Annotated in this window: 28 protein-coding genes and 1 tRNA gene; 6 read left to right on the top strand and 23 right to left on the bottom strand. The window is 61.4% G+C overall.

Annotated elements, in window-relative coordinates; translation table 11 throughout:
* Positions 1-68 precede the first annotated feature (68 nt).
* Complete coding sequence (locus M0D66_RS28165) at positions 69-1,544, top strand: MFS transporter (protein ID WP_093643491.1); 1,476 nt, start codon at positions 69-71, stop codon at positions 1,542-1,544.
* Between the two features lie 91 nt (positions 1,545-1,635).
* On the opposite strand, the gene M0D66_RS28160 is transcribed toward M0D66_RS28165, so the two are convergent.
* A complete protein-coding gene (locus M0D66_RS28160; protein WP_200574028.1) occupies positions 1,636-2,229 on the bottom strand; it encodes a nitroreductase family protein in 594 nt (197 codons plus the stop codon).
* A gap of 186 nt (positions 2,230-2,415) precedes the next feature.
* Positions 2,416-3,699, bottom strand: coding sequence for an MFS transporter (locus M0D66_RS28155; protein ID WP_266212279.1), 1,284 nt, complete (start codon positions 3,697-3,699; stop codon positions 2,416-2,418).
* Between the two features lie 153 nt (positions 3,700-3,852).
* On the opposite strand from M0D66_RS28155, the gene M0D66_RS28150 reads away from it, so the two are divergent.
* On the top strand, positions 3,853-4,494 hold the full coding sequence (locus tag M0D66_RS28150; protein ID WP_211706474.1) for a TetR/AcrR family transcriptional regulator: 642 nt from the start codon (positions 3,853-3,855) through the stop codon (positions 4,492-4,494).
* 85 nt (positions 4,495-4,579) lie between these two features.
* Positions 4,580-5,134 carry a DUF1415 domain-containing protein gene (locus tag M0D66_RS28145; RefSeq protein WP_211706473.1) on the top strand — a complete coding sequence of 185 codons (555 nt, stop codon included), beginning with the start codon at positions 4,580-4,582 and terminating at the stop codon, positions 5,132-5,134.
* Between the two features lie 41 nt (positions 5,135-5,175).
* On the opposite strand, the gene M0D66_RS28140 is transcribed toward M0D66_RS28145, so the two are convergent.
* Positions 5,176-6,018 carry an SAM-dependent methyltransferase gene (locus M0D66_RS28140; protein WP_093643480.1) on the bottom strand — a complete coding sequence of 281 codons (843 nt, stop codon included), beginning with the start codon at positions 6,016-6,018 and terminating at the stop codon, positions 5,176-5,178.
* Positions 6,019-6,403: 385 nt separating this feature from the next.
* Between M0D66_RS28140 and M0D66_RS28135 the strand changes: the two genes are divergently transcribed.
* Entirely contained in the window at positions 6,404-6,724 is a 321-nt protein-coding gene (locus tag M0D66_RS28135; RefSeq protein WP_074282059.1) for a DNA-binding protein, read from the top strand.
* Between the two features lie 91 nt (positions 6,725-6,815).
* Here M0D66_RS28135 and M0D66_RS28130 read toward each other — a convergent pair whose 3' ends face one another.
* Positions 6,816-7,025, bottom strand: coding sequence for a DUF1059 domain-containing protein (locus tag M0D66_RS28130; protein WP_256455962.1), 210 nt, complete (start codon positions 7,023-7,025; stop codon positions 6,816-6,818).
* A gap of 396 nt (positions 7,026-7,421) precedes the next feature.
* Between M0D66_RS28130 and M0D66_RS28125 the strand changes: the two genes are divergently transcribed.
* The gene (locus tag M0D66_RS28125; RefSeq protein WP_266212278.1) at positions 7,422-8,702 is read left to right on the top strand and encodes a TIGR03862 family flavoprotein; all 1,281 of its coding nucleotides are present in this window, start codon (positions 7,422-7,424) and stop codon (positions 8,700-8,702) included.
* Positions 8,703-8,752: 50 nt separating this feature from the next.
* Here M0D66_RS28125 and M0D66_RS28120 read toward each other — a convergent pair whose 3' ends face one another.
* The 8 genes from M0D66_RS28120 to M0D66_RS28085 form a co-directional block, all read right to left on the bottom strand.
* Positions 8,753-9,877, bottom strand: coding sequence for a class I SAM-dependent methyltransferase (locus M0D66_RS28120; RefSeq protein WP_266212277.1), 1,125 nt, complete (start codon positions 9,875-9,877; stop codon positions 8,753-8,755).
* Between the two features lie 346 nt (positions 9,878-10,223).
* A tRNA-Thr gene (locus M0D66_RS28115) sits at positions 10,224-10,299 on the bottom strand.
* A 19-nt stretch (positions 10,300-10,318) separates the two neighbouring features.
* Complete coding sequence (locus M0D66_RS28110) at positions 10,319-10,840, bottom strand: ClpXP protease specificity-enhancing factor (RefSeq protein ID WP_093643469.1); 522 nt, start codon at positions 10,838-10,840, stop codon at positions 10,319-10,321.
* A 74-nt stretch (positions 10,841-10,914) separates the two neighbouring features.
* On the bottom strand, positions 10,915-11,526 hold the full coding sequence (locus tag M0D66_RS28105; RefSeq protein WP_006052302.1) for a glutathione S-transferase N-terminal domain-containing protein: 612 nt from the start codon (positions 11,524-11,526) through the stop codon (positions 10,915-10,917).
* Positions 11,527-11,621: 95 nt separating this feature from the next.
* A complete protein-coding gene (locus M0D66_RS28100) occupies positions 11,622-12,377 on the bottom strand; it encodes a cytochrome c1 (RefSeq protein WP_266212276.1) in 756 nt (251 codons plus the stop codon).
* A gap of 22 nt (positions 12,378-12,399) precedes the next feature.
* Positions 12,400-13,779, bottom strand: a complete 1,380-nt coding sequence (locus M0D66_RS28095; RefSeq protein WP_266212275.1) for a cytochrome bc complex cytochrome b subunit — start codon at positions 13,777-13,779, stop codon at positions 12,400-12,402.
* The gene (gene petA / locus M0D66_RS28090) at positions 13,779-14,399 is read right to left on the bottom strand and encodes a ubiquinol-cytochrome c reductase iron-sulfur subunit (protein ID WP_120289276.1); all 621 of its coding nucleotides are present in this window, start codon (positions 14,397-14,399) and stop codon (positions 13,779-13,781) included. Before petA ends, M0D66_RS28095 begins: the two co-directional genes overlap by 1 nt.
* A gap of 221 nt (positions 14,400-14,620) precedes the next feature.
* On the bottom strand, positions 14,621-15,367 hold the full coding sequence (locus tag M0D66_RS28085) for a Nif3-like dinuclear metal center hexameric protein (RefSeq protein ID WP_093643463.1): 747 nt from the start codon (positions 15,365-15,367) through the stop codon (positions 14,621-14,623).
* A 19-nt stretch (positions 15,368-15,386) separates the two neighbouring features.
* Here M0D66_RS28085 and M0D66_RS28080 point away from each other — a divergent pair, with 19 nt between their 5' ends.
* Positions 15,387-16,610, top strand: coding sequence for a Do family serine endopeptidase (locus M0D66_RS28080; RefSeq protein WP_054036636.1), 1,224 nt, complete (start codon positions 15,387-15,389; stop codon positions 16,608-16,610).
* 105 nt (positions 16,611-16,715) lie between these two features.
* Here M0D66_RS28080 and tatC read toward each other — a convergent pair whose 3' ends face one another.
* From tatC to M0D66_RS28025, 11 genes are all read right to left on the bottom strand, one after another.
* On the bottom strand, positions 16,716-17,495 hold the full coding sequence (gene tatC / locus M0D66_RS28075) for a twin-arginine translocase subunit TatC (RefSeq protein WP_054036635.1): 780 nt from the start codon (positions 17,493-17,495) through the stop codon (positions 16,716-16,718).
* A gap of 34 nt (positions 17,496-17,529) precedes the next feature.
* Complete coding sequence (gene tatB / locus M0D66_RS28070; protein WP_093643461.1) at positions 17,530-18,048, bottom strand: Sec-independent protein translocase protein TatB; 519 nt, start codon at positions 18,046-18,048, stop codon at positions 17,530-17,532.
* A 39-nt stretch (positions 18,049-18,087) separates the two neighbouring features.
* Positions 18,088-18,327 (bottom strand): Sec-independent protein translocase subunit TatA, encoded by a 240-nt coding sequence (tatA, locus tag M0D66_RS28065; RefSeq protein ID WP_093643459.1) that lies wholly within the window; start codon positions 18,325-18,327, stop codon positions 18,088-18,090.
* Positions 18,328-18,595: 268 nt separating this feature from the next.
* Positions 18,596-18,961 (bottom strand): histidine triad nucleotide-binding protein, encoded by a 366-nt coding sequence (locus tag M0D66_RS28060; protein ID WP_266212274.1) that lies wholly within the window; start codon positions 18,959-18,961, stop codon positions 18,596-18,598.
* 82 nt (positions 18,962-19,043) lie between these two features.
* On the bottom strand, positions 19,044-19,439 hold the full coding sequence (locus M0D66_RS28055; RefSeq protein ID WP_063497496.1) for a hypothetical protein: 396 nt from the start codon (positions 19,437-19,439) through the stop codon (positions 19,044-19,046).
* A 105-nt stretch (positions 19,440-19,544) separates the two neighbouring features.
* Positions 19,545-19,937, bottom strand: a complete 393-nt coding sequence (locus tag M0D66_RS28050) for a phosphoribosyl-ATP diphosphatase (RefSeq protein WP_093643457.1) — start codon at positions 19,935-19,937, stop codon at positions 19,545-19,547.
* Positions 19,934-20,344 carry a phosphoribosyl-AMP cyclohydrolase gene (hisI, locus tag M0D66_RS28045; RefSeq protein ID WP_200566042.1) on the bottom strand — a complete coding sequence of 137 codons (411 nt, stop codon included), beginning with the start codon at positions 20,342-20,344 and terminating at the stop codon, positions 19,934-19,936. The genes M0D66_RS28050 and hisI overlap by 4 nt, the downstream gene beginning before the upstream one ends.
* A gap of 1 nt (position 20,345) precedes the next feature.
* Positions 20,346-21,119: an imidazole glycerol phosphate synthase subunit HisF gene (gene hisF / locus M0D66_RS28040; protein ID WP_054036627.1), complete on the bottom strand. Its 774-nt coding sequence runs from the start codon at positions 21,117-21,119 to the stop codon at positions 20,346-20,348.
* 228 nt (positions 21,120-21,347) lie between these two features.
* Positions 21,348-22,100 (bottom strand): 1-(5-phosphoribosyl)-5-[(5-phosphoribosylamino)methylideneamino]imidazole-4-carboxamide isomerase, encoded by a 753-nt coding sequence (hisA, locus tag M0D66_RS28035; protein ID WP_054036624.1) that lies wholly within the window; start codon positions 22,098-22,100, stop codon positions 21,348-21,350.
* A gap of 214 nt (positions 22,101-22,314) precedes the next feature.
* Positions 22,315-22,956: an imidazole glycerol phosphate synthase subunit HisH gene (gene hisH / locus M0D66_RS28030; RefSeq protein ID WP_093643455.1), complete on the bottom strand. Its 642-nt coding sequence runs from the start codon at positions 22,954-22,956 to the stop codon at positions 22,315-22,317.
* The gene (locus tag M0D66_RS28025) at positions 22,953-23,573 is read right to left on the bottom strand and encodes a MarC family protein (RefSeq protein ID WP_054036621.1); all 621 of its coding nucleotides are present in this window, start codon (positions 23,571-23,573) and stop codon (positions 22,953-22,955) included. Before M0D66_RS28025 ends, hisH begins: the two co-directional genes overlap by 4 nt.
* Between the last annotated feature and the right edge of the window lie 53 nt (positions 23,574-23,626).

The raw sequence follows: 23,626 nt of genomic DNA, 5'->3' as shown, positions 1-23,626 counted from the left end.
ACGGAACAAAAATTGCTGAATTCGACAGGATACGCCGCCAATTTTCGGTAAACAGGAGACTTGTAGCAATGAGCGCGCCGCCCACCGCCGCTGTCCACGAGAAAAACGCCGCCGTCATTGAAACCGATCTGCCCTCGCGGCTCGACCGCTTGCCGTGGGGACGCTTTCACTCGCTGATCGTCGTCGCGCTGGGCGTGACGTGGCTGCTCGACGGTCTCGAAGTGACGCTAGCAGGCGCTGTCGCGAGTGCGTTGAAGTCTAGCCCATCGTTGCGCTTTACCAACGCCGACGTGGGCCTCGCCGGCAGCGCCTACATTGCCGGCGCCGTGCTCGGCGCGCTCGGCTTCGGCTGGCTGACCGACCGGCTCGGCCGTCGCAGGCTGTTTTTCATCACGCTCGCGTTGTATCTGGCCGCTACCGCGGCGACTGCTTTTTCGTGGAATCTCGCCAGTTTTCTGCTGTTTCGCTTTCTCACCGGCGCAGGCATCGGCGGTGAATATACGGCGATCAATTCGACAATCCAGGAATTCACGCCCGCGCGGGTGCGCGGCTGGACCGATCTCGGCATCAACGGCACCTTCTGGGTGGGCGCGGGGCTCGGCGCGGCGGGATCGCTGGTCCTGCTCGATCCGAATCTGCTGCCGGGCGACTGGGGCTGGCGCGCCTGTTTCTTCATCGGCGCGGTGCTGGCGCTGGGGATTCTGCCGATGCGCATCTGGGTGCCTGAAAGTCCGCGCTGGCTGCTGACGCACGGCGGCGAACGTGACGCGCGTTCGATCGTCGACGGCATCGAAACGCGCTTTCGCAGCGAAGGCCATGCACTCGCCGATGAGGACCTCACGCGGCTAAGACTGCGGGCACGCGCACATACGCCGCTGCGCGAGGTGTTTCACACGCTATTCAACGCGCACCGACGGCGCGCCCTGGTCGGCTTATCGTTGATGACCGCGCAGGCGTTCTTCTACAACGCGATCTTTTTCACCTATGCGCTGGTGCTGACCGAGTTCTATCAAGTGCCGGGCGACCATATAGGCTGGTATCTGTTGCCGTTCGCGCTCGGCAACTTTCTTGGACCGCTGGTGCTCGGCCGGCTCTTCGACGTCATCGGGCGACGCAAGATGATCGCCACGACTTACGCGCTGTCCGGCATCCTGCTGACGCTGAGCGGCTATCTGTTCGAGCAGCACATGCTCACCGTCGTGACGCAGACGATCGCGTGGATGGTCGTTTTCTTCTTCGCTTCAGCGGCGGCGAGTTCGGCGTATCTGACCGTCAGTGAATCATTTCCGCTGGAAATCCGCGCCTTGGCGATCGCGGTGTTCTACGCATTCGGCACGGCGCTGGGCGGCATCATCGGGCCGGCGTTTTTCGGTCGGCTGATCGATACGCATCAGCGCAGCGAAGTGTTTGTGGGCTATCTGGTCGGCTCGGGGTTGATGCTCGCCGCCGCGGTGATTGCCGCGATATGGGGCGTGGATGCAGAGCGCAAGTCGCTCGAGAATGTCGCCACGCCGCTTTCGAGCGTCGCGGACGGCGAGGAATGAGCCACGCGCCTTAAAGCCTCACGAACAATGCAAAATAAAAAACGCGCGGTCAGCGCCGCGCGTTTTTGTCGCCACCAAAGCCGCAAGGGACTCAGAACGCCTTCTTCCACCCGCCGCCATAAGCGATTTCAGCAAGCGGCAAACGCTGACGCACCGACTTCTCACGCTCACGCAGCACCGGATCGAGTTTATCGACATCACCGTAGTGGCCGAGCGAAATGATCGCGATCACGTCGACGTCGGTCGGCAGCTTGAACGCCGTGCGGAACGCGTTTGGATCGAAGCCGCTCATCTGATGCGCGGCGAGGCCGAGCGCATGCGCCTGCAGCACCAGCGCCATTGCCGCGGCACCCGCATCGTACGGCGCACAGCGGTTCACTTCGCCCTTGTTGGTGAGCGTGTGCGTGGTCACAGCGATCAGCACCGGCGCCGGCGCATTCCAGCCCTGGTTGAACGGCACCAGCGTAGCGAAAGCCTGCTTGAACGAGACTTCATCGACGCTACGGTCGAATACGAGGAAACGCCACGGTTGCGCGTTATACGAAGACGGCGCCCAGCGTGCCGCTTCGAGCACCGAATGCAGATCCTCGCGGCTCACCGGCTCGCTCGAATAGGCGCGCGGGCTCCAGCGACCTGCAATCAGCTCGTGAATGGCAACTGCGGTAGGGGCGGGTTTGTTGGTCATGCGCTTCTCTCGGTCGAAATTCATGAACGACGGGCGGCTGCCCGGGGCTTCATAGCATAACCGGGCTGAGCCACTCGCGCTCCAACAAGTACACACTTAGTTTTCAGCTCAGCTGCAATGGCAAACGGCCTCGTATGAGGCCGTTTGCTCAAGTGCGCCTTGTTCACCACGCGCTGGGCCGCAGCTTTACGCCGCTTGCGGCTCCGGCACCTTGGCCGGCCGGTTGATCCGCAGCACGATCACGGCAGCAATCAGGCACAGTCCGCCGGAAATCATCGACGCCACAGTGTACGTACCGAGGCTCGCGCGCAGCATGCCCGCGCCGAGCGCCGCGAAGGCCGCACCGAGCTGATGGCCGGCGACCACCCAGCCGAACACGACCGGCGCCGCTTCCTTGCCGTAGACATCGGTCGCGAGACGCACGGTAGGCGGTACGGTGGCGATCCAGTCGAGTCCGTAGAACACCGCGAACAACGGCAAGCCGAAGAAATCGATGCCGAAGGCGTGCGGCAGATACATCAGCGACAAACCACGCAGACCGTAATACCAGAACAGCAGCACGCGGCTATTGAAGCGATCCGACAGCCAGCCCGACAGCGTCGTACCGAACAGATCGAAGATACCCATGGCGGCGAGCAGGGAGGCGCCCTGCACTTCGCTCATGCCGTAGTCGCCGCACATTGCGATCAGGTGCGTGCCGACGTAACCGTTGGTGCTCGCGCCACAAATGAAAAAGCTGAAGAACAGCAGCCAGAAATCACGCGTCTTGCTTGCCATCGCGAGCGTGCCGAAGGCGATGGCCAATGGATTCTGCTTGGTCACGGAATTGGAAATCGGCGAGTCGGCCGGTTCGCCGAACGGGCGCAACTTCATATCCGCGGGCCGCTCCGGCAACAGGAACGCAACCAGCGGCAAGACAACCGCCGCCGCGCCCGCGACGACCCACACCACCTGGCGCCAGCCGTAATGCTCGGCGATGGCCGCGAGCATCGGCAGGAACACGAGTTGGCCAGTCGCTGAACTGGCCGTGAGAATCCCCATCACGAGACCGCGATGGGTAGTGAACCAGCGCGTCACCACCGTCGCAGACAATGACAGCGCCGCCACCCCGGTCGAGCCGCCGACCATCACGCCCCAGATCAGAACCATCTGCCACGGATGCGTCATCAGCGACGACAACGCCACCCCCGCCGCCATCGTCCCGAGCGCGATCAGCAAAGTAGGACGCACGCCAAAGCGCTGCATCGCCGCGGCCGCGAACGGCCCCATCAGGCCGTAGAGCGCGATGTTCACGGAGATGGCGAGCGAAATCGTCGCACGGCTCCAGCCGAATTGATGCTCCAGCGGCATCATCATCACGCTCGGCGTGGCGCGCGTGCCGGCCGCCGCCAGCAGCACCAGAAACACCACTGCCACGGTCAACCAGCCGTAGTGGAAACGTCCGCCAATCAGTCTCGCTGCCCAGTTCATTAATTCTCCAATCGACGCCTGCCCCGCAGGCCGCGCCGCTCGCATTGTTACGACTTCGGTAAAGGACTTGTGACAGATCTGTCACAATGGTGTTGCGATGTTAGTTACTGGTCGGTAACATGTCAAGGCATCAATTCAATTCAGGTGGTACCCATGTCCGATAGTGAAACCCTCAAGCCAACCGCCGCACGGCGAGCACGCGGCACGCAGACAGCCGGCCCGGAGGCGCAGCAGCATCTGCTGCGCGCCGCAGACGAACTGTTCTATCGCGAGGGTGTGCGGACGGTCGGCGTCGACGCGGTGGTCGAGCGAGCGGGTGTGAACAAGATGAGCTTGTACCGCCAGTTCTCGTCGAAGGACGAATTGGTGATGGCGTATCTGGAGCGCAAGGACGAGCAGTTTTTCGGCTACGTCGAGAAAAGCTTTGCCAAGCATCCAGGCGAACCGGCCAGGCAGCTTCAGCAGTATTTCGACGACCTGGCGGTGCGCGCATCGGTCGACGATTACCGCGGCTGTCCTTTCGTGAATGTGGCCGTGGAGTTTTCCGACACAACGCATCCGGCGCGACAATTCGTGTTTCACAACAAGGAACGGTTGATGGCGCGGCTTCTGGAACTGACAACCGCGGCAGGCGCCGACGATCCGGTGGCGTTGGCCAACGGTCTCGGTTTGATGATCGAAGGCGTGTACGCGGCCAGCCAGACCTACGGACCGGGCTGCGGACCGATTCTTGCCGCACCGAAGGTAGCGGCGCAGTTGATCGCCGCGGCATGTAGCGGGACGCAAGCGGGTTGAGGTTTGGGCTGTCCTGTTGAGGCCGGGTGCGGATCGGTGCCGTTGCGCACCGTTAGAATGGCACTTTCCTCTTTCGCTGCTTGCCATGTCGTCGCCCGCCGAATCTCATGATGCCGTTATCGCCGCCACCCGTCATTGGCTGACGGAGGCCGTGATCGGGCTCAATTTGTGCCCCTTTGCCAAAGCCGTACATGTGAAAGGGCAGATTCGCTACGCCGTGAGCGACGCCGTGGATATGGAAGGGGTGTTAGCCGATCTCGAAACCGAGACTCAGGCGCTCGTCGCGGCGAATCCTGACACTGTGGATACCACGCTTCTGGTTATACCGGCCGCGCTCAGCGATTTTCTCGACTATAACGATTGCCTGTTTTTTGCCGAGAGAATGATTAAACAACTTCGGCTGGAAGGCATTATTCAGATTGCCAGTTTTCACCCGCATTATCAGTTTGAAGACAGCGGACCCGACGATATCGAGAACTATACGAATCGCGCGCCCTACCCGATTTTGCATCTGCTTCGTGAAGAGAGTATTGAACGGGCAGTTCAGGCTTTTCCCGATGCGGAAGCTATTTATGAACGGAATCAGGAAACGCTTCGGCGAATTGGTCTTAAAGGCTGGAATGAATTGATGAAAAAATAATGCGCGCGGTGGCTATCAAAAAGCCACCGCCGCAGGACGGATCAGGCCGAGACAAAGAACCGTTCTTTCAGCTCCTCGATCCCGAGCGTCTCCATCACTTCATTCAGCCGCTCGGTTGGCCGCCGTCTCGGCAGGTCCTTGAACTGGGCAATAATCAGTTCATTCTTCATGGAATGCTCCCATCCGACCAGCTCGGTCACACTCACCTGATATCCATGCGCTTCGAGCTGCAGGCAGCGCAGCACATTGGTAATCTGGCTGCCAAATTCCCGGGTGTGCAACGGATGCCGCCAGATCTCGGTCAATGCATTCCCGAGCGATTTACCCTTGTTCTGCCGTAAAACCCCCGCCACCTCGGCCTGGCAACACGGCACCACCACGATGTACTTCGCACGCTTTTCCAGCGCAAACCGAAGCGCGTCGTCAGTCGCCGTATTGCACGCATGCAACGCCGTCACGATATCGATCTGCGCCGGCAATCGGTCTGACGTAATCGACTCCGCCACCGACAAATTCAGAAACGACATCCCCGTGAAGCCCAGCCGCCCGGCCAACTCCTCGGATTTCGTCACGAGATCCTCGCGCGTTTCGATGCCGTAAATGTGCGATGCCCCACCAGCGGCGTCCTGAAACTCCTTGAAGAAAAGGTCATACAGGATAAAACCTAGGTATGACTTGCCCGCGCCATGGTCGACGAGCGTCACCGCGCCCTGCTGCTCCTTGAGGTCTTTCAGCAGCGGCTCGATGAACTGGAACAGGTGGTAGACCTGCTTCAGCTTGCGGCGGCTGTCCTGGTTCATCTTGCCGTCGCGCGTGAGGATATGAAGCTCCTTCAACAACTCGACGGACTGGTTCGGACGGATTTCGTGGGTTTTGCTGGACATCGTGGGAGACCGCCATCGATTGCAACGCGAACGTGCGACAGATGACGGAAAAAAGGAAAAGTTGCTGCCAGTTTACCCAAAGCGCAGGCCGCTCACCTAAGGAGCCGCGTCGACCATGCGAGAAATGCCATAAACCTGGAACACTTCCTGCTCAAAACGCAATATGCGGGACGTATTCCGACGTGGCTTGAAACATCTTGCGGGCCGGCTCATCCGATGGCGTAAGCCGTGCCGCGCATAACAACAGGCTGCCGGCCGTGGCTTCGATCACGCGAACCGAATGCATGTGGGGAGGACGGTCCCGGAACACGGGCCGAACGTTACGTAACCAGCAGCGCGCCGCGATCTCAAACGGACGCGCGCCTGGAAAATAGAAGAGGCAGCGATGGACACGGTACCCAACGGAAACGTCGAACAGAAGTTTCAGGAAATGCTGGCGAAGCTCACCGCCGCCCCTGCGTGGTCGGAAAAGCAGCAGCTCGAACTGGAAATGGCACGCGACATCTCCACCGAAATGCTGCGGCTGGCCGAAGTCATGCGCGATGGCAGCGTCGACATGGAGACGTGCCTGACGATGCTGAAGTACGCGAAGGTGCTCGACTTCGTGATGACGACACTCGCTTCGCGTCGCGACATCAAACCGCAAACGCTGCGGGTCATTTTCAAGCTGGCCGGATTGAAGGTGGATGAGGCATATCCTGGCTAGGACGCTAGGACAACGCCGCGACCAGCACGAACGGCGCGCCGCCGTTCGTGCTGGTTAGCCGGCCTTCATCTTCAAGGAAAAGGACAACGAATCACCCGCGCGGCGCCTCAACCGGCGGCGTGCCGTCATGAAAGAGCGTCTTGAGCTGCGAACGCAGTTCCGGCGAGTCCGTGTGTTTGTGCACCGTGACGGCATGCTGCACGGCCGCGTCGAGCAATTCGCTCTCGCTGTCAGCGGACAGGGCAACGGTACACTTCGTTTCGCTCGGGAACTCGCGGCAGTCGATGTATTTGCGAGTCATGGCAATCTCCTAAATCAAACGTCGGAACATCCAGACAAACAGCGGGCGCGCAGACCACGTCGCCAGCCTCGACGCGGCTGCATTGGCCGTGTCGGGCGAAATGAGAGCGGTGGGGTAGTGTGACGCGGGGAAGAAGCGGACTGCGTCCGGTGGAAGGTGTTTGAAAAGTATAGTTCGCGTGAGTGAATAGCAAAGACGCGAACGCGAGCGCAGGGGCTTGCGACACGCCCGAACCCAGCTTTTTTCGGCCGCTGGCTCGCGCTGGCCCGTCAGCTCGTTGGACGATCGCCTCGCGCAGTTTGCCCTGCGTTGCCGGCGGTGTGAAAATAGCGCCCTTCGCGCCACCCGATCGTCAGATCAGGCCAACGCGCCGCCCCCGCTCATCCGCAGGACCGCATGTCATCCTCCTTCGATTCCGCCCGCGTCGCCGTGATCGGTGGCGGCCCCGCCGGTTTGATGGCCGCCGAGGCGCTCGCCCAGCACGGCGTGCAAGTCGACGTCTACGACGCGATGCCATCCGTTGGCCGCAAATTCCTGATGGCCGGCAAAGGCGGCATGAACATCACGCATTCGGAACCGATCGAGCCATTTCTTGGCCGCTATGGCGCGCGCCGCGAACAGATCGCGCCGCTACTCGGCCTGTTCGGTCCCGACGCCTTGCGGGCCTGGCTGCACGGACTTGGCGTCGAAACCTTCGTCGGCAGTTCGGGGCGCGTTTTTCCGACCGATATGAAAGCGGCGCCGATGCTGCGGGCGTGGTTGCATCGGTTGAGAGAAGCTGGCGTGCGCTTTCACATGCGCCACAAGTGGATCGGTTGGGACGACGATGACGGCGATGACGGCGACACCGCGGCGCACACGTTGCGCTTCGAAACACCCGACGGCGAGCAACGCGTGAACTGTGAAGCCGTGGTGTTCGCACTCGGTGGCGCAAGCTGGCCACGGCTCGGATCGGACGCCGCCTGGGTGCCGCTCCTAAGCGCACGCGAGGTGCCGGTGACGCCGTTGCGGCCCGCGAACTGCGGCTTCGACGCGGACTGGAGTCCTTATCTGCGCGAGCGTTTCGCCGGTCAGCCAGTGAAATCCGTGGCCATCACGATCACCGATGTAGACAATAAAGTCCACAATCGACAAGGTGAAATACTTCTGACCGAAACCGGCCTCGAAGGGAGTCTGATTTATGCGTTGTCGGCAGCCATCCGCGAGCGGATTCTCGCCGACGGCGACGTCACGATCGCGCTGGACCTGGCGCCAGGCTTGACGTTGGAGCGTGTCGTGGCCGAGGTCACGCGACCGCGCGGCTCGCGTTCCATGTCGACTCACCTGCATGGCAGGGTCGGCATTGGGGGTGTAAAACTGGCTTTATTGCATGAGATTCTGTCGAAGGAAGCCTTCGCCGATGCGAATGGCCTGGCGCACGCGATCAAAGCGCTGCCGGTGCGACTCACGCGCGCGCGGCCCATCGCGGAAGCGATCAGCACCGCGGGCGGCATCCCCTTCGAAGCGCTCGATCAACATTTGATGATCGAGCGTCTGCCCGGCGCGTTCTGCGCAGGTGAAATGCTCGACTGGGAAGCACCGACCGGCGGTTATCTGCTCACCGCCTGCTTCGCCAGCGGGCTGGCCGCCGGACGTGGCGCATTAGCGTATCTCAAGGCGCGCGACGTGCTGGTTTGACACGCCGTTCTTTAACTGCACCTCATCGCGCGCCTCTCGAGCGCCTCCGTTTAGCGCGCCTTCAGACGCCAGAGCGACGTCACTTCAGCCTTGCGCGCCGTATGTAGCGCATCGGTTTCATCGGTCGACTTCGGGTGCCGCGGACGAATATCCTCGCGACTCACCACGGTCAGCCCCGCCTTTTCAATGGCGGCAAGCAACCACTCGCGCGTACGCAATCCGAGATGCTCGGCGAAGTCCGACATGATCAGCCAGCCTTCCCCGCCCGGCGACAAATGCTCCGCCAGCCCGTCCAGAAAACCGAGCAGCATGCGGCTTTCCGAATCGTAGATCGCGTATTCAATCGGTGATGCGGGCCGCGCCGGCACCCACGGCGGATTGCAGATCACCAGCGGCGCACGGCCTTCCGGAAACAGATCAGCCTGCACAACGTCGACTTGCTGATCGTAGCCAAGACGCGTGAGGTTTTCGCGTGCACAAGCAAGCGCTCGCGGGTCCTGATCGGTCGCGACGATTTTCTTCACACCGCGTTTGGCGAGCAACGCAGCCAGCACGCCTGTACCGGTGCCGATATCGAACGCCTTGTTCAACGACGGCAATGGCGTGCGCGCGACCAGATCCACATATTCACCGCGCACCGGCGAAAACACGCCGTAGTGCGGATGGACGCGCTCACCCAGCGCGGGAATGTCCACGCCCTTCTTGCGCCACTCGTGCGCGCCGATCAGACCGAGCAATTCGCGCAGCGACACGACCGAGGGCTCGTCGGCAGACGGCCCGTAGGTTTCGATGCAGGCCTGCTGCACTTCAGGCGCGCGACGCAGCGGAATCGCGTACGCAGCGTCGAGCGGGATCAGAATCATCCCAAGCGTGCGGGCGCGTTGCGACTGCGCCTGGCGATGCAGGTTGAACGCGTCGATCGGCGTTTCGCCCTGCTTGCGCGGCTTGCGCTCCAGCCGGCGCGTGACCGCCTGCAGCAATTGGCGAGCGTTCTGAAAGTCGCCGTTCCAGAGCAGCGCGGTGCCTTCGCACGCGAGACGGTAGGCGGAATCAGCGGTGGTGCGGTCATCGGCGACGACGACACGCTTGGGCGGCGGGACCGCGGCTTCGGAGCGCCAACGCGCAGTGCGGGGGCCGTCGGCTTCGGGCCAGGTGATGGTTGCGGGGCTGGTCATGATGAAGGTGGGGTCTGTGTTGCAGGAGTGACGCGGTGAAAACGCGCGTCTCGGGGGGCGTTGCCCGCCGGAGTGACTGATCGTGATGCCGACTGACGCCCGAATAGTACCTCTCCCAGTCGGGTTCGCGGGGCGGTATCTGAGGGCGGCCGTCGGAAGAAGGCTGATGCCACCGCCCTTTGCAGCGGCCTGCGGACAGCTCGCAGACTAAAATGTCCACAATCGACAAGGTGAATGAGATCTGGCAAAAATGAGCCGTTTCCGCCTCTCGTCCAACCCGCGAAATCCCCGCCGCAAATAAAAAAGCGGGTTTCTGAAGTCATTCAGAAACCCGCTTTCGCACTACTGGTGCCGGCTGCAGGACTCGAACCCGCCACCTCATGATTACAAGTCAAGCGCTCTACCTGATGAGCTAAGCCGGCATGAGGCCGTGATTCTACTTCATTTCACGATCTTGAGGCGAGCCCTTCCGCCACCTTTCGATCCATCATCGTCAGGCTGCGGGCCGTCCGTCGCGCTTTCCGCTTTGGCGGCATCCGCGGCGGACGATGTTTCGACCGCACGCGGCGCCACGCTGACGGGCGCGGCCGGTGCTTCGGTCTCGTCCGCCAGTTCCGCATCGGCGCCAGAATCCTGCGCCTCGCCGCCTGCCGACTCGACCGGGAACGCCATGCCCTGCCCGTTTTCCCGCGCGTAGATCGCGAGAATATTGGCGATCGGCACTTCGATCTTGTGCGACTTGCCGGAGAAACGCGCGCTGAACTCGATCCATTCATTGCCCATCTGCAACTGGCTGGTCGCCTCGAAGCTGATGTTCAATACGATCTCGTTATCGCGCACGAACTGCCGCGGCACGCGCGTCTGATTGTCGACCCGGACGGCGATATGCGGCGTGTAGCCGTTATCCGTGCACCATTCGTACAGCGCGCGCAGCAGATAAGGCTTGGTGGAAATTTCTTGCATCAACAGTCCTCTTACCGGGTTTGGGCGCGCACGGAAAACAATCGAGACGCGGCGCCCTCACCCCAAAGCCAAACTCAACGACGCATCACCTTTTCCGAAGGTGTCAGCGCTTCGATATAAGCCGGGCGGCTGAAAATGCGCTCGGCGTACTTCATCAGCGGTGCAGCATTCTTCGACAGCTCGATGCCGTAGTGGTCCAGACGCCACAGCAACGGTGCGATCGCAACGTCCAGCATCGAGAACTCTTCGCCGAGCATGTACTTGTTCTTCAGGAAGATCGGTGCGAGCTGCGTGAGGCGGTCGCGGATCGCGAGACGTGCCTTCTCGTGATTCTTCTCAGCGGCCTTGCCCTTTTCGTTTTCGAGCGTGCCGACGTGAACGAACAGTTCTTTTTCGAAGTTCAGCAGGAACAGACGGGCGCGGGCGCGTTGAACCGGATCGGCCGGCATCAGTTGCGGGTGCGGGAAGCGCTCGTCGATGTACTCGTTGATGATGTTCGATTCATACAGAATCAGGTCCCGTTCGACGAGAATCGGCACCTGACCATACGGATTCATCACAGCGATGTCTTCCGGCTTGTTAAACAGGTCGACGTCGCGGATCTCGAAGTCCATGCCCTTTTCGAACAACACCAGCCGGCAGCGCTGGGAGAACGGGCAAGTTGTGCCGGAATACAGAACCATCATGTTTACATTTCCTCAAAAAGCTGAAAGGCCAGCGCGCGGAAAAACCGTTCAACAGGTTTTTCCTGGCGCCGGCCCCACGCCGGGTGACGGCGTGATTATTTGATATGTTTCCAGTACGCGGCGTTCAGTCGCCAGGCGAAAAAGCTCAGAATGCCGAGGAACAGCAGCACCCACACGCCAAGCTGTTTGCGGGTTTTCTGCGTCGGTTCGGACATCCATGACAGGTACGACACGAGGTCGGCCACAGCAGAATCATAATCTACCGGCGACATCGTCCCCGGCGTGACCTGTTGATAGCCGACGAATTTGTGCACCGTTTCGCCTGTTTTTTCGTCGACTTCGTCACCGAACTTCGCGGTACGTTGCCCCTGAAGCTGCCACAGCACGTGAGGCATGCTCACGTTCTCATACACCAGATTATTCCAGCCAGTTGGCCGCGTATTGTCGCGATAGAAGCTGCGCAGATACGTGTACAGCCAGTCCTTGCCGCGCGCCCGCGCTTCCACCGACAAATCCGGCGGACTCGCGCCGAACCACGCTTTCGCGTCGTCCGGGCGCATTGCCACAGTCATGGTGTTGCCGACTTTATCCGTGGTGAACAACAGGTTTGACTGGATTTCGCTCGGCGTAATGCCGAGGTCGGTCAGCCGGCTGTAGCGCATCAGATTCGCGCTATGGCAATTCAGGCAGTAGTTTACAAACAATTGGGCGCCGTGCTGCAACGAAGCAAAATTCTCCGCGTTATCGGGCGCGCGGTCGAGAGGGAAATTCTCGTCCGCGTGCGCCGGTCCGGCCAGCACCGCGAGCAGTGTCACGCCGATCAGCGCGCACGTCGAAAGCAGTTTTTTCATTTCGTGTTCTCCGGGCTCGCGATTAGTGGGGCTTGAACCGCACCCGCTCGGGCGGCTGCTTGAACGCGCCAAGCCGCGTCCAGACGGGCATACCGAGGAAAAACGCGAAGTAGATCAGCGCGCAGATCTGGGCAATCAACGTCGAGGCAGGCGACGGCGGTTTGGTGCCGAGGAAGCCCAACGTCAGGAAAGCGAGCACGAAGATCCCGTAGAACACCTTGTGAAAAAACGGCCGGTAACGAATCGACTTCACCGGCGAGCGATCGAGCCACGGCAGGAAGAACAGCGAGATTACCGCGCCGCCCATCACCACCACGCCCCAGAACTTCGATTCGGTGAACGCCATTGCCAGAACCACCAGCACCGCGAGCACCGGCAAGCCGAGCTTCCATTTGCCGCGTGCGCGCACCAGCGCGAACAGGCCGAGCAGCGCGACGATGATCATCAACACGATCTTGAATGGATCGGTGGTGGCGCGCAACATCGCATAGAACGCCGTGAAGTACCACACCGGCGCAATTTCCTGCGGCGTTTGCAACGGATTAGCAGGAATGAAGTTGTTCGCTTCAAGGAAGTACCCACCCATCTCCGGCGCGAAAAAGATGATCGCCGCGAAGATGATCAGGAATACCGTCACGCCCATGAAGTCGTGCACCGAGTAGTACGGGTGGAACGGGATGCCGTCGAGCGGAATGCCGTCCGGGTCCTTCTTTGCCTTGATCTCGATGCCGTCCGGGTTGTTCGAACCCACTTCGTGCAGCGCCACCAGGTGCGCGACCACCAACCCGATCAGCACCAGCGGAATCGCGATCACGTGAAACGCGAAGAAGCGGTTCAGCGTGACGTCCGAGACGACGTAATCGCCGCGAATCCACAGCGACAGGTCCGGTCCGATGAACGGAATCGCCGAGAACAGGTTCACGATCACCTGCGCGCCCCAGAACGACATCTGGCCCCACGGCAGCAGGTAGCCGAAGAACGCCTCGGCCATCAGGCACAGAAAGATCGCGCAGCCGAACACCCACACCAGTTCGCGCGGCTTGCGGTACGAGCCGTACAGCAGCCCGCGGAACATATGCAGATACACGACGACGAAGAACATCGACGCGCCCGTGGAGTGCATATAGCGGATCAGCCAGCCCCAAGGCACCTCGCGCATGATGTACTCGACCGACGAGAACGCGAGCGTCGCGTCGGGCTTGTAGTTCATCGTGAGAAAGATGCCGGTGACGATCTGATTGACCAGCACCAGCAACGCGAGCGAACCGAAGAAGTACCAGAAGTTGAAGTTCTTCGGCGCGTAGTACTCGGAAACGTGCTTCTTCCAGGTAGACGTCAGGGGAAAGCGCCGGTCGATCCAGCCGACCAGCCCGGTCGTCTCCACTTCATGTTCGATCGCCATTACGCTTCTCCTTTCTCGTCCTTGCCGATCACGAGGCCGGTGGCCGACGTGAACATGTAAGGCGGGATGTCGAGGTTCTGCGGCGCAGGTTTGTTCTTGAAGACGCGGCCGGCCATGTCATAGGTCGAGCCGTGGCACGGGCACAGGAAGCCGCCTGGCCAGTCGTCGGGAAGATTGGGCTGCGCGCCCTCCTGGAAGCGCGGGGTCGGCGTGCAGCCCAGATGGGTGCACACAGCGACGGCGACGAAAAGATTCTTGTGATCGGTGCGCGAACGGAATTCGTTATTGCAGTACTCCGGCAACGGCATCGAAAAAGGATTCTTGGTGTGGGGATCCGCTACTTCGTTATCGGCTTTCTGGACATCGGCCAGCATTCTGTCGGTGCGGTTGATGATCCACACGGGCTTACCGCGCCAGGCGACCGTCTTCATGTCGCCGGGTTTGAGATCACTGATATCGACTTCGACCGGGGCGCCTGCCGCCTTGGCCTTTTCAGATGGTGCAAACGAACTAACAAAGGGTACGACAGTGGCAACGCCTCCTATGCCACCTGCTACGGTCGTCGCTATCAGCCAGGTACGGCGGCCGCCGTCGACGCGTTCATCTTCCTTGTCTCGCATTACACGCCCCACTTCTGAGTTGGATTTTTCCTTCACGTCGCTTCTACCGCCGCTAGTTTGCGCGAATGGAGTCGGCATTTACAAGGCCCCATTGCCAAAAACCGTGCGAAGCCCTTGATAAGTCAGGGTTTCTCCGTACGGATCGCAAACTTTTTTGCACCTCCTTTTAAGCGCCCTCTACGTTATTCGTGCCTTTTTCTTATCTAATGCCGATTTTCAATTCAGACGGGATTCGGGATATCGATAAACACGTGTTCGATATCGAACTGCTCCGACAGATGCTTGCCCACCGCCTGGACGCCGAAACGCTCGGTGGCGTGATGGCCGGCCGCGAGGAACGCCACGCCGCTTTCCGCCGAGGTGTGCATCACCGACTCCGACACTTCGCCGGTCAGGTAGACATCCGCGCCGGCATTGATGGCGGCGTCGAACATGCCTTGCGCGGCGCCCGTGCACCAGCCCACGCGGCGCAGTTCGCGATCCGGGTCGCCGAACACGAGCGGCGCGCGGCCGAGCGTCTGCTCGACTTGCGCGGTGAAATGCGCGAGCGTGATCGGCATCGGAAACGTGGCGAGCCAGCCGAGATCGTTCTCGCCGAAGCGCGCGTCGCTGATCCAGCCCATCTTCGCGCCGATCTGCGCGTTGTTGCCGAACTCGGGATGGTCGTCGAGCGGCAGGTGATAGGCGAACAGGTTCAGGTCGTTGGCGATCAGGAGCTTAAGCCGCGCGTGTTTGCGGCCGGTGATCTGCGGCGCCTCGTTGCGCCAGAAGTAGCCGTGATGGACCAGCACCGCGTCCGCGCCCCAATCGAGCGCGGCCTCCAGAAACGCCACTGAAGCCGTCACGCCGGTCGCGAGCTTATTGATCCTGCGCCGGCCTTCCACCTGCAATCCATTGGGGCAATAGTCCTTGAAGCGCGCGGTTTCAAGGAGATTGTTCAAGTACAATTCAAGTTCGATCCGATCCATATAAACCTCTAGTCTTCAGATGCTTAGACGCTTTTGGCTGTTCTTTGCCCAAGCGGTGACTGTGCTGTTGGCGCTGATGTTCATCATTGCGACCCTCAAACCGCAGTGGCTCCAGCGTCAAGGGCAATTCGGCAAGCAACTCGCCGAACCGATCGTCGCCCTTCGGGAAGTGGCGCCAGGCATCGGCACGGGTCCTGCACAGGCGTCCTATGCAGACGCCGCGCAAAAGGCCATGCCCGCGGTCGTCAATGTGTTCTCCAGCAAGGATGGCTCGCTGCCACCCGACCCACGCGCGAAAGATCCGCTATTCCGCTACTTCTTCGGCGACAAGAACAAAGGCAAGCAGCAGGAACAACCCGCGTCGAATCTCGGCTCTGGGGTGATAGTGAGTTCGGAAGGTTACATTCTAACGAACCAGCACGTTGTGGACGGCGCCGATCAGATCGAAATCGCGCTCGCCGACGGCCGCACCACCAATGCCAAGGTGATCGGCGTCGATCCTGAGACCGATCTGGCCGTGCTGAAGGTCAACATGACCAACCTGCCCACCATCACGCTCGGCCGCATGGACCAGACGCGCGTGGGCGACGTGGTGTTGGCGATCGGCAATCCGTTCGGCGTCGGCCAGACGGTGACCATGGGCATTGTCAGCGCGCTGGGGCGCAATCACCTCGGCATCAATACGTTCGAAAACTTCATTCAGACCGACGCGGCTATCAACCCGGGCAACTCGGGCGGTGCGCTGGTCGACGTGAACGGCAATCTGCTCGGCATCAATACCGCCATCTATTCGCGCTCGGGCGGCTCGCTCGGCATCGGCTTTGCGATCCCTGTCTCGACCGCGCGCAGCGTGCTGGAGAGCATCATCACGACGGGCTCGGTCACGCGCGGCTGGATCGGCGTGGAGCCGCAGGACGTGACGCCGGAAATCGCCGAATCGTTCGGGCTCGAGCAGAAGTCGGGCGCGATTGTCGCGGGCGTGTTGAAGAACGGTCCGGCCGACCGTGCGGGTATCAAGCCGGGCGACATCCTGGTGAGCGTGAACGGCCAGGAGATCACCGACACCACGCGCCTGTTGAACGTCATTGCGCAGATCAAGCCGGGCACGGCTGCGAAGGTTCATCTGGTGCGCAAGAGCCACGAGATGGATCTGGAAGTGACGATCGGCAAGCGCCCGCCTCCGCCGAAGCAACCGGCCGAGGACAACGGCGGCGGCGATCAGCAGGACGACGACGGCGGTTGATAGCGCGAGAGACATCGCGGCTATTGATGCGTGCAACGCCGTCGGCAAACAAAAAGGGCAGTCCGTGATGGACTGCCCTTTTTGTTTGTCTCTCTGTGCTGCCGTTCAACCTGGCGGACTATCTTCCGCAATCACAGGTTTTTGCTTGCCGACAATCAACCGCGCCGCGATGATGCCCGCCTCGTACAGCACGATCAGCGGAATCGCCAGAATCAGCTGCGAGAACACGTCCGGCGGCGTCACCACCGCCGAAATCACAAACGCGCCCACGATCACATACGGACGGATTTCCTTGAGCTTCTTGATGGTCAGCACGTTCATGCGGACCAGCAGCACCACGACAATCGGCACCTCGAACGTCACGCCGAACGCAAGGAACATGGTGAGCACGAAGCTCAGGTAGTTGTCGATATCGGTGGTCATCTCCGCGCCGAGCGGCGCGTTGTAGTGCGCCATCACGCGAAAGATGGTCGGAAACACTACGAAGTACGCGAACGCCATGCCGCACAGGAACAGCGTGTAGCTGCTGCCCACCAGCGGCCCGACCAGCTTCTTCTCGTGCTGATACAGACCCGGCGCAACGAACGCCCAGATCTGGTACAGCACGATCGGCAGCGCGATCACGAAGGCGACGAGCATGGTCACCTTCATCGGCACGAAGAACGAACCGGTGACGTCGGTGACGATCATCTTGCCGTCCTTCGGCAGATTCTGCATCAAGGGCCGCGCCAGCAGCCGGAAGATATCCGGCGCCCAATACACGAGCCCGACAAACACCACGATGACGGCAAGGCCGGCGCGGATGATACGGTCGCGCAGTTCAACGAGGTGGGAAATGAAGGTCTCTTCAGTGCCTTCGTCCTGGGTTTGCTGGGGGTCGCTCACACCGGCCCTCGGTTAGAGATTGTCGTTCTGATCATCAGAAGAACCGCGTCGGACGACGCATGGTGGCCGGCGTATGCCGCGCCACGCGCGCCGCGCCCGACTGCACACGCGTGCGGCGCGTGGTGGCGCGCTTGTACCAGGTGGGCATGGCGGTCTGCTTGACGCGCCAGTTCTTGCGCTTGGGGCCTGACGGTGGCGTGCTGGTCTGCCACGGCGAATTGCTGACATCTTCCAGCGCGCCGCCGGCAATGCTCGGCGACACCGACGTGCCGCTATTCCAAGCGTCGTTCAGTTCCGTTTCGTGCTTGCGCAGATTGTCCTGAACGTTGGTTTCGACGTTGCTCGCCGCCGCTTCGAACTCGGTTTTCATGCGACGCAATTCGTCGAGTTCGATTTCGCGGGTGACTTCGGCCTTCACGTCGTTGATATACCGCTGCGCGCGGCCGAACAGCGCGCCGGCCGTGCGGGCAACGCGAGGCAGGCGCTCAGGCCCGAGTACGACCAGCGCGACGACGCCGATCAGCGCCATCTTGGTTAGACCGAGGTCCAGCATGAAGTGAAGTGTCCGTCAGTAACGCGGTTGGGCCGCGGCTTAGCGGTAATCGCCGGAACGCGGCGTCTTTTCCTTCGCATCCACATCTACCGCGCCATTGCGCGGCAGTTCGCGCTGCTGCGCTTCGCCTGCGGGCGTTTCGGCTTCCTTCATGCCTTCCTTGAAGCCCTTCACCGCGCCACCCAGATCGGTGCCGATATTGCGCAGCTTCTTCGTGCCGAACACGAGCGCCACGATCAGCAACACGATCAGCCAATGCCAAATGCTCAACGAACCCATGACTACTCTCCTTAACCCCGACACCGCACGTGATGCGGCAAAACTCGTGCGCCTTGCGGCGTGAATCGAAGCGCGTACGCTCCATCTATACGTTGCCGCGAGCTGTTTCGATTCAACCCACGACACGGTGTGCCATTGTGACCTGACGATCGCGTCGGCGTCGTTACAGTGCAGCAAAAAAACGGCCCTGCTATTCTCAACGGCCAAAACTCGCTGCGCGCCTCGCAGCTCGCGGTTATTTACGAGTCTGCTCAGTCAGCCCGCTCTATCAGCCCATGCGCTGCCACGGACGCGGCCCGGCGAGGATGTGCGCATGCAGGTGATACACCTCTTGGCCGCCGCCCGGCCCCGTATTGATGACCGTACGAAAACCGGTTTCGCCGCCGGTGTACGCTACGCTCAGCTGGTCGGCCAGACGCGCCACCAGAACAAGCATTCTACCAAGCAGCGGTGCGTCGCTTTCGGTGCAATTCGACAGCGTGGCGATGTGTTTGCGGGGAATCACCAGCACGTGCGTTTCAGCGGCCGGACGAATATCGCGGAAGGCAACGAATTCGTCGTCTTCATGGACTTTGGTCGACGGAATCTCGCCGGCGGCGATCTTGCAGAAAAGGCAGTTCGGGTCGTGGCTCATCGTATTCCTGACACAGTATGGCTAGAGCGCGAAGCGTGATGCGGCACGGCTCATATCCGGCCCGGCCGCAGCCGGACTCAACTCAGAACCAGCCACGCGGGTTCGCGAGCGGCTTGTTATCGTACAGATACAGCCAGCCTTTGATAATACGGTACAACATCCAGATGCTGACGGCCCACAGGACCGGAATGCCGATCACCACGAACAGCAGCACACCGCCGATCGCATAACCCAGCAAGGCCATCCAGAACGAGCGGATCTGCCACTCGAAATGCGCTTCGTAAGGCGTGCCCACCACATCGGGCCGCTTCACGTAGTTGATGATGATCGCGATCAGAATCGTCAGACCACCCGTCAGCCAATGAACCGCATACAGCGCGTACAGCACATGCGTGAGCGTGCGCAGACTGCGTTCGCGCTCTGGCTCGATCGCGTTGCGGTAGACCGGCGGCGGATAATTTCCTTGCGACTGTTCCATGCTTGCGTCCTCCCGAGGATGCGATCCTGTTCGTTCAGTGCAATGTGGGTGCCGACGTTCGCCACTTCAAGACGCGGCGGCAAGGTAACGACAAGGTGGCGGCAATCAGTCGCCGTTCTCTTCGCGCTCGCGGCTCTTGCGCAGCGCCTTTTCCTCAATGCCCGACAGGCCTTCGCGGCGCTCGAGTTCGGCAAGCACGTCCGCCGGACTCAGGTCGAAATGCGACAGCATCACGAGGCAGTGGAACCAGAGGTCCGCCACTTCGCCGACCAGCGCTTTCGGCGCGCCGCCGTGGCGGGTGTCTTTGGCGGCCAGCACGACTTCGGTGGCCTCTTCGCCGATCTTCTTGAGAATCGCATCGTCGCCTTTGTGGAACAGGCGCGACACGTACGAGACGTCCGGATCGCCGCCCTTGCGGCTGTCGATGATGGCCGCGAGGCGCAGCAGCGTGTCCTTGGTGGACGAAGCCGAGTCGGTGGATTGCGTGGATTGCGTCATTTGTAGATGTGTTCGGGGTCTTTCAGCACGGGATCGACGGCGACCCAGTCGCCATCTTCAACCGTGCCTTCGAATTTCTGGAAAAAGCACGAGTGGCGGCCGGTGTGGCACGCAATGCCCGACACCTGCTCGACCTTCAGCAGCACGACGTCTTCGTCGCAATCGAGCCGCACTTCATGCACATGCTGCACGTGACCGGACTCTTCGCCCTTGAACCACAAGCGTTGGCGCGAGCGCGAGAAATACACCGCGCGGCCGGTTTCGACGGTTTTCGCCAGGGCTTCGCGGTTCATCCACGCGAACATCAGCACGTCGTTGGTCGACGCTTCCTGCGCGATCACCGGCACGAGGCCGTTCGCGTCCCACCGGACCTTGTCGAGCCACTCTACTGCCGAGGAATTCACCACGTCACAACCTCACCGAAATGCCTTGATCGGCCATGAAGCGCTTGGCCTCGCCCACGGTGTGTTCGCCGTAGTGGAAGATGCTGGCGGCGAGCACTGCGTCCGCGTGACCACTCTTGATGCCGTCGGCCAGATGCTGCAGCGAGCCGACACCACCCGAGGCGATCACCGGAATCGACACCGCGTCGGACACTGCCCGCGTGAGCGCGAGATCGAAGCCGCTCTTGGTGCCGTCGCGGTCCATGCTGGTCAGCAGGATTTCGCCCGCGCCCAGTTCGGCCATCTTGCGCGCCCATTCGACAGCTTCGAGGCCGGTGGCCTTGCGCCCGCCGTGCGTGAAGACTTCCCAGCGCGGCGGTTCGCCGTCCGCGGAGACGCGCTTCGCGTCGATGGCGACGACGATGCATTGCGAGCCGTATTTGTCCGTCGCATCGCGTACGAGTTGCGGATTCGCGACCGCCGACGAGTTCATGCTGATCTTGTCCGCGCCCGCGTTCAACAGCCGCCGCACGTCTTCGACAGCACGCACGCCGCCGCCGACCGTCAGCGGAATGAACACCTGGGAGGCGACCGCTTCGATGATCGGTAGAATCAGATCACGCTGGTCGGAGGTGGCGGTGATGTCGAGGAAGGTCAGTTCGTCGGCGCCCTGATCGTCGTAGCGGCGCGCGATTTCGACCGGGTCGCCCGCATCGCGCAGTTCGACGAAGTTGACGCCCTTGACCACGCGGCCAGCCGTGACGTCGAGACAGGGGATGATGCGTTTAGCTAGAGCCATAATCGTGCAATTCTGCCAATACCGCTGATGAGGCCGCTCGCCTGAATCTTTACGAGCGGCACTGTGCCGGCGCTGCTCGCCGCGTCAGGCCGCAAGCCGGAAATGTGCCGAAGACACCAGCTGGCGGCTTGACGCGCTTTCGGGACACGCCGTTGCGTCCGCTTTTAAAGTCCGAAGCCCGCTGCTGCGTCGATTCTGGGCCGATCGCGACGCTTCGAACCTAGAGCCTTAAGCGTCGTCCGATTCGCGCAACCGGTCGGCGAGGGTTTGCGCCGCTGCGAAGTCCAGATCGCCCGAGTAGATTGCCCGGCCGCAGATCACGCCTTCGATGCCTTCGTCCTCGACTTCGCACAGCGACTCGATGTCCGCGAGGTTCGACAAACCGCCGCTCGCGATCACCGGAATCTTCACCGCGCGAGCGAGACGCACCGTGGCTTCGATGTTGATGCCCTGGAGCATGCCGTCGCGGCCGATGTCGGTGTAGATGATCGACTCGCAGCCGTAATCCTCGAACTTGCGCGCCAGATCGGCCACTTCATGGCCGGTCAGCTTGCTCCAGCCATCGGTCGCGACCTTGCCGTCTTTCGCGTCCAGACCGACGATGATATGGCCGCCGAAAGCCGTGCACGCATCCTGCAGGAAGCCGGGATTCTTCACCGCCGCCGTGCCGATGATGACGTACGACAAACCGTCGTCCAGATAGCGCTCGATCGTGTTCAGATCGCGGATGCCGCCGCCCAGCTGGACGGGAATCTCACCACCCACTTCCTCGATGATCGCGCGAATCGCGTCTTCATTTTTCGGCTTGCCGGCGAACGCGCCATTCAGGTCGACGAGGTGCAGACGGCGGGCGCCGCGATCGACCCAATGCCGGGCCATCGCCGCCGGTTCCTCGGAAAATATCGTCGCCTGGTCCATATCGCCCTGTTTGAGGCGTACACAGTGACCATCTTTCAGGTCGATGGCGGGAATCAGCAGCATAGCAATCGGGTGTTGTCTGGGAGGTGGTTGAAGGTCGGCGGCAGCGGCTGACAAGCCAGCTCGCCATAACGCCGTTTCGCTAGTTTAGTACAACTCTTTCGACGCCCTTGCGGAGCGCCGTAGTGAAGCGAAATCGTCTTGCTGCGGCTGTGGCGCACGGCCGACGCTCCGCGTGTGGCGGAACGGCGTTGGGCAACAGGATGAAGAAAGGCGCTCACGGGTTCCAGTGCACGAAGTTGCGATACACGCGCAGCCCCGCTTCGGCGCTCTTTTCCGGGTGGAATTGGGTCGCGAAGATGTTATCCCGCGCCACCGCCGAGGTAAAGGGCACACCGTACACCGTTTCGCCCGAGGTATGGGCGGCGTTGTCCGGCACGACGTAGTAGCTGTGCACGAAGTAGAAGAACGCGTTATCCGCGACGCCGTCCCACAACGGATGCGGCTGCGCCTGGCGCACGCGGTTCCAGCCCATTTGCGGGACCTTGAAGCGCGAACCGTCGTCCTGCACCTGGCCTTCCAGATCGAAGCGCAGCACCTTGCCGGGCAACAGACCCAGACCGGGCGTATCACCCTCGGCGCTCCAGTCGAACAGCATCTGCTCGCCGACGCACACGCCCATCAGCGGCTTGCTGCGCGAGGCTTCGATGACCGCCTCCTGCAGGCCGGATTCGGCCAGACTGCGCATGCAGTCGGGCATGGCGCCCTGGCCGGGCAGCACCACACGGTCGGCCGAGCGGATCGCTTCGGGCTGATCGACGATCGCTACGTCCGCTTCCGGCGCGGCTTTGCGCAATGCCTGAGCAACCGAGCGCAGGTTGCCCATTCCGTAATCCACAATCGCTATCGAAGTTTTCATTTCAAGTTAGGCAGCAATGCCTTCAATCCATCGACGATGAATTCCACCGCCAGCGCCGATAACATCAAACCCATGAGCCGCGTACCGATGTTGATACCCGTGCGACCGACCCAGCGGGCAATCGGTTCAGCGAGGCGCAGCGAAAAAAAGCAGATCGCCGCCAGCACCGCACCGATCGCGACAAGGCTCAGCCGGTCGTACCAGTGCGCCGAGCCGGCCGCGTAAATGATCGTGGTGCTGATCGCGCCCGGGCCGGTCAACAGCGGAATCGCCAGCGGTACAACCGCGATGTTGTTTTTCTGCTCGGCCTCGTCGCGCTCTTCCGCCGTCGAACGGCTGTTGCCGATCTGCGCGTTCAGCATGTTGATGGCCATCAGCAGCATGATGATCCCGCCGCCCACTTCGAGCGAGCCGACCGAAATGCCGAAGAAGCTGATGATCTGCTGCCCGAGCAGCGTGGTCACCGCAATCACGCAGAACACCGAAATTGCCGCGATGCGGATTGTTCTACGCCGCTCGGCGTCGCTCTGAAGCGCCGTCAGGCTCATAAAGAACGGGATGGCGCCGACCGGGTTGATCAACGCCAGCAGCGAAATAAACGACTTCAGAATATCCATCGCACACCGGGTGCGGGCAAGCGCAGCCGGTCCTGGTCACAAGGCTGGTAAAT

This window comes from Paraburkholderia sp. SECH2, assembly GCF_030464795.1.
Taxonomy (GTDB): domain Bacteria; phylum Pseudomonadota; class Gammaproteobacteria; order Burkholderiales; family Burkholderiaceae; genus Paraburkholderia; species Paraburkholderia aspalathi.
The sequence above is the reverse complement of the archived record's forward strand: the minus strand, read 5'-3'. Positions and strand labels throughout refer to the sequence as shown.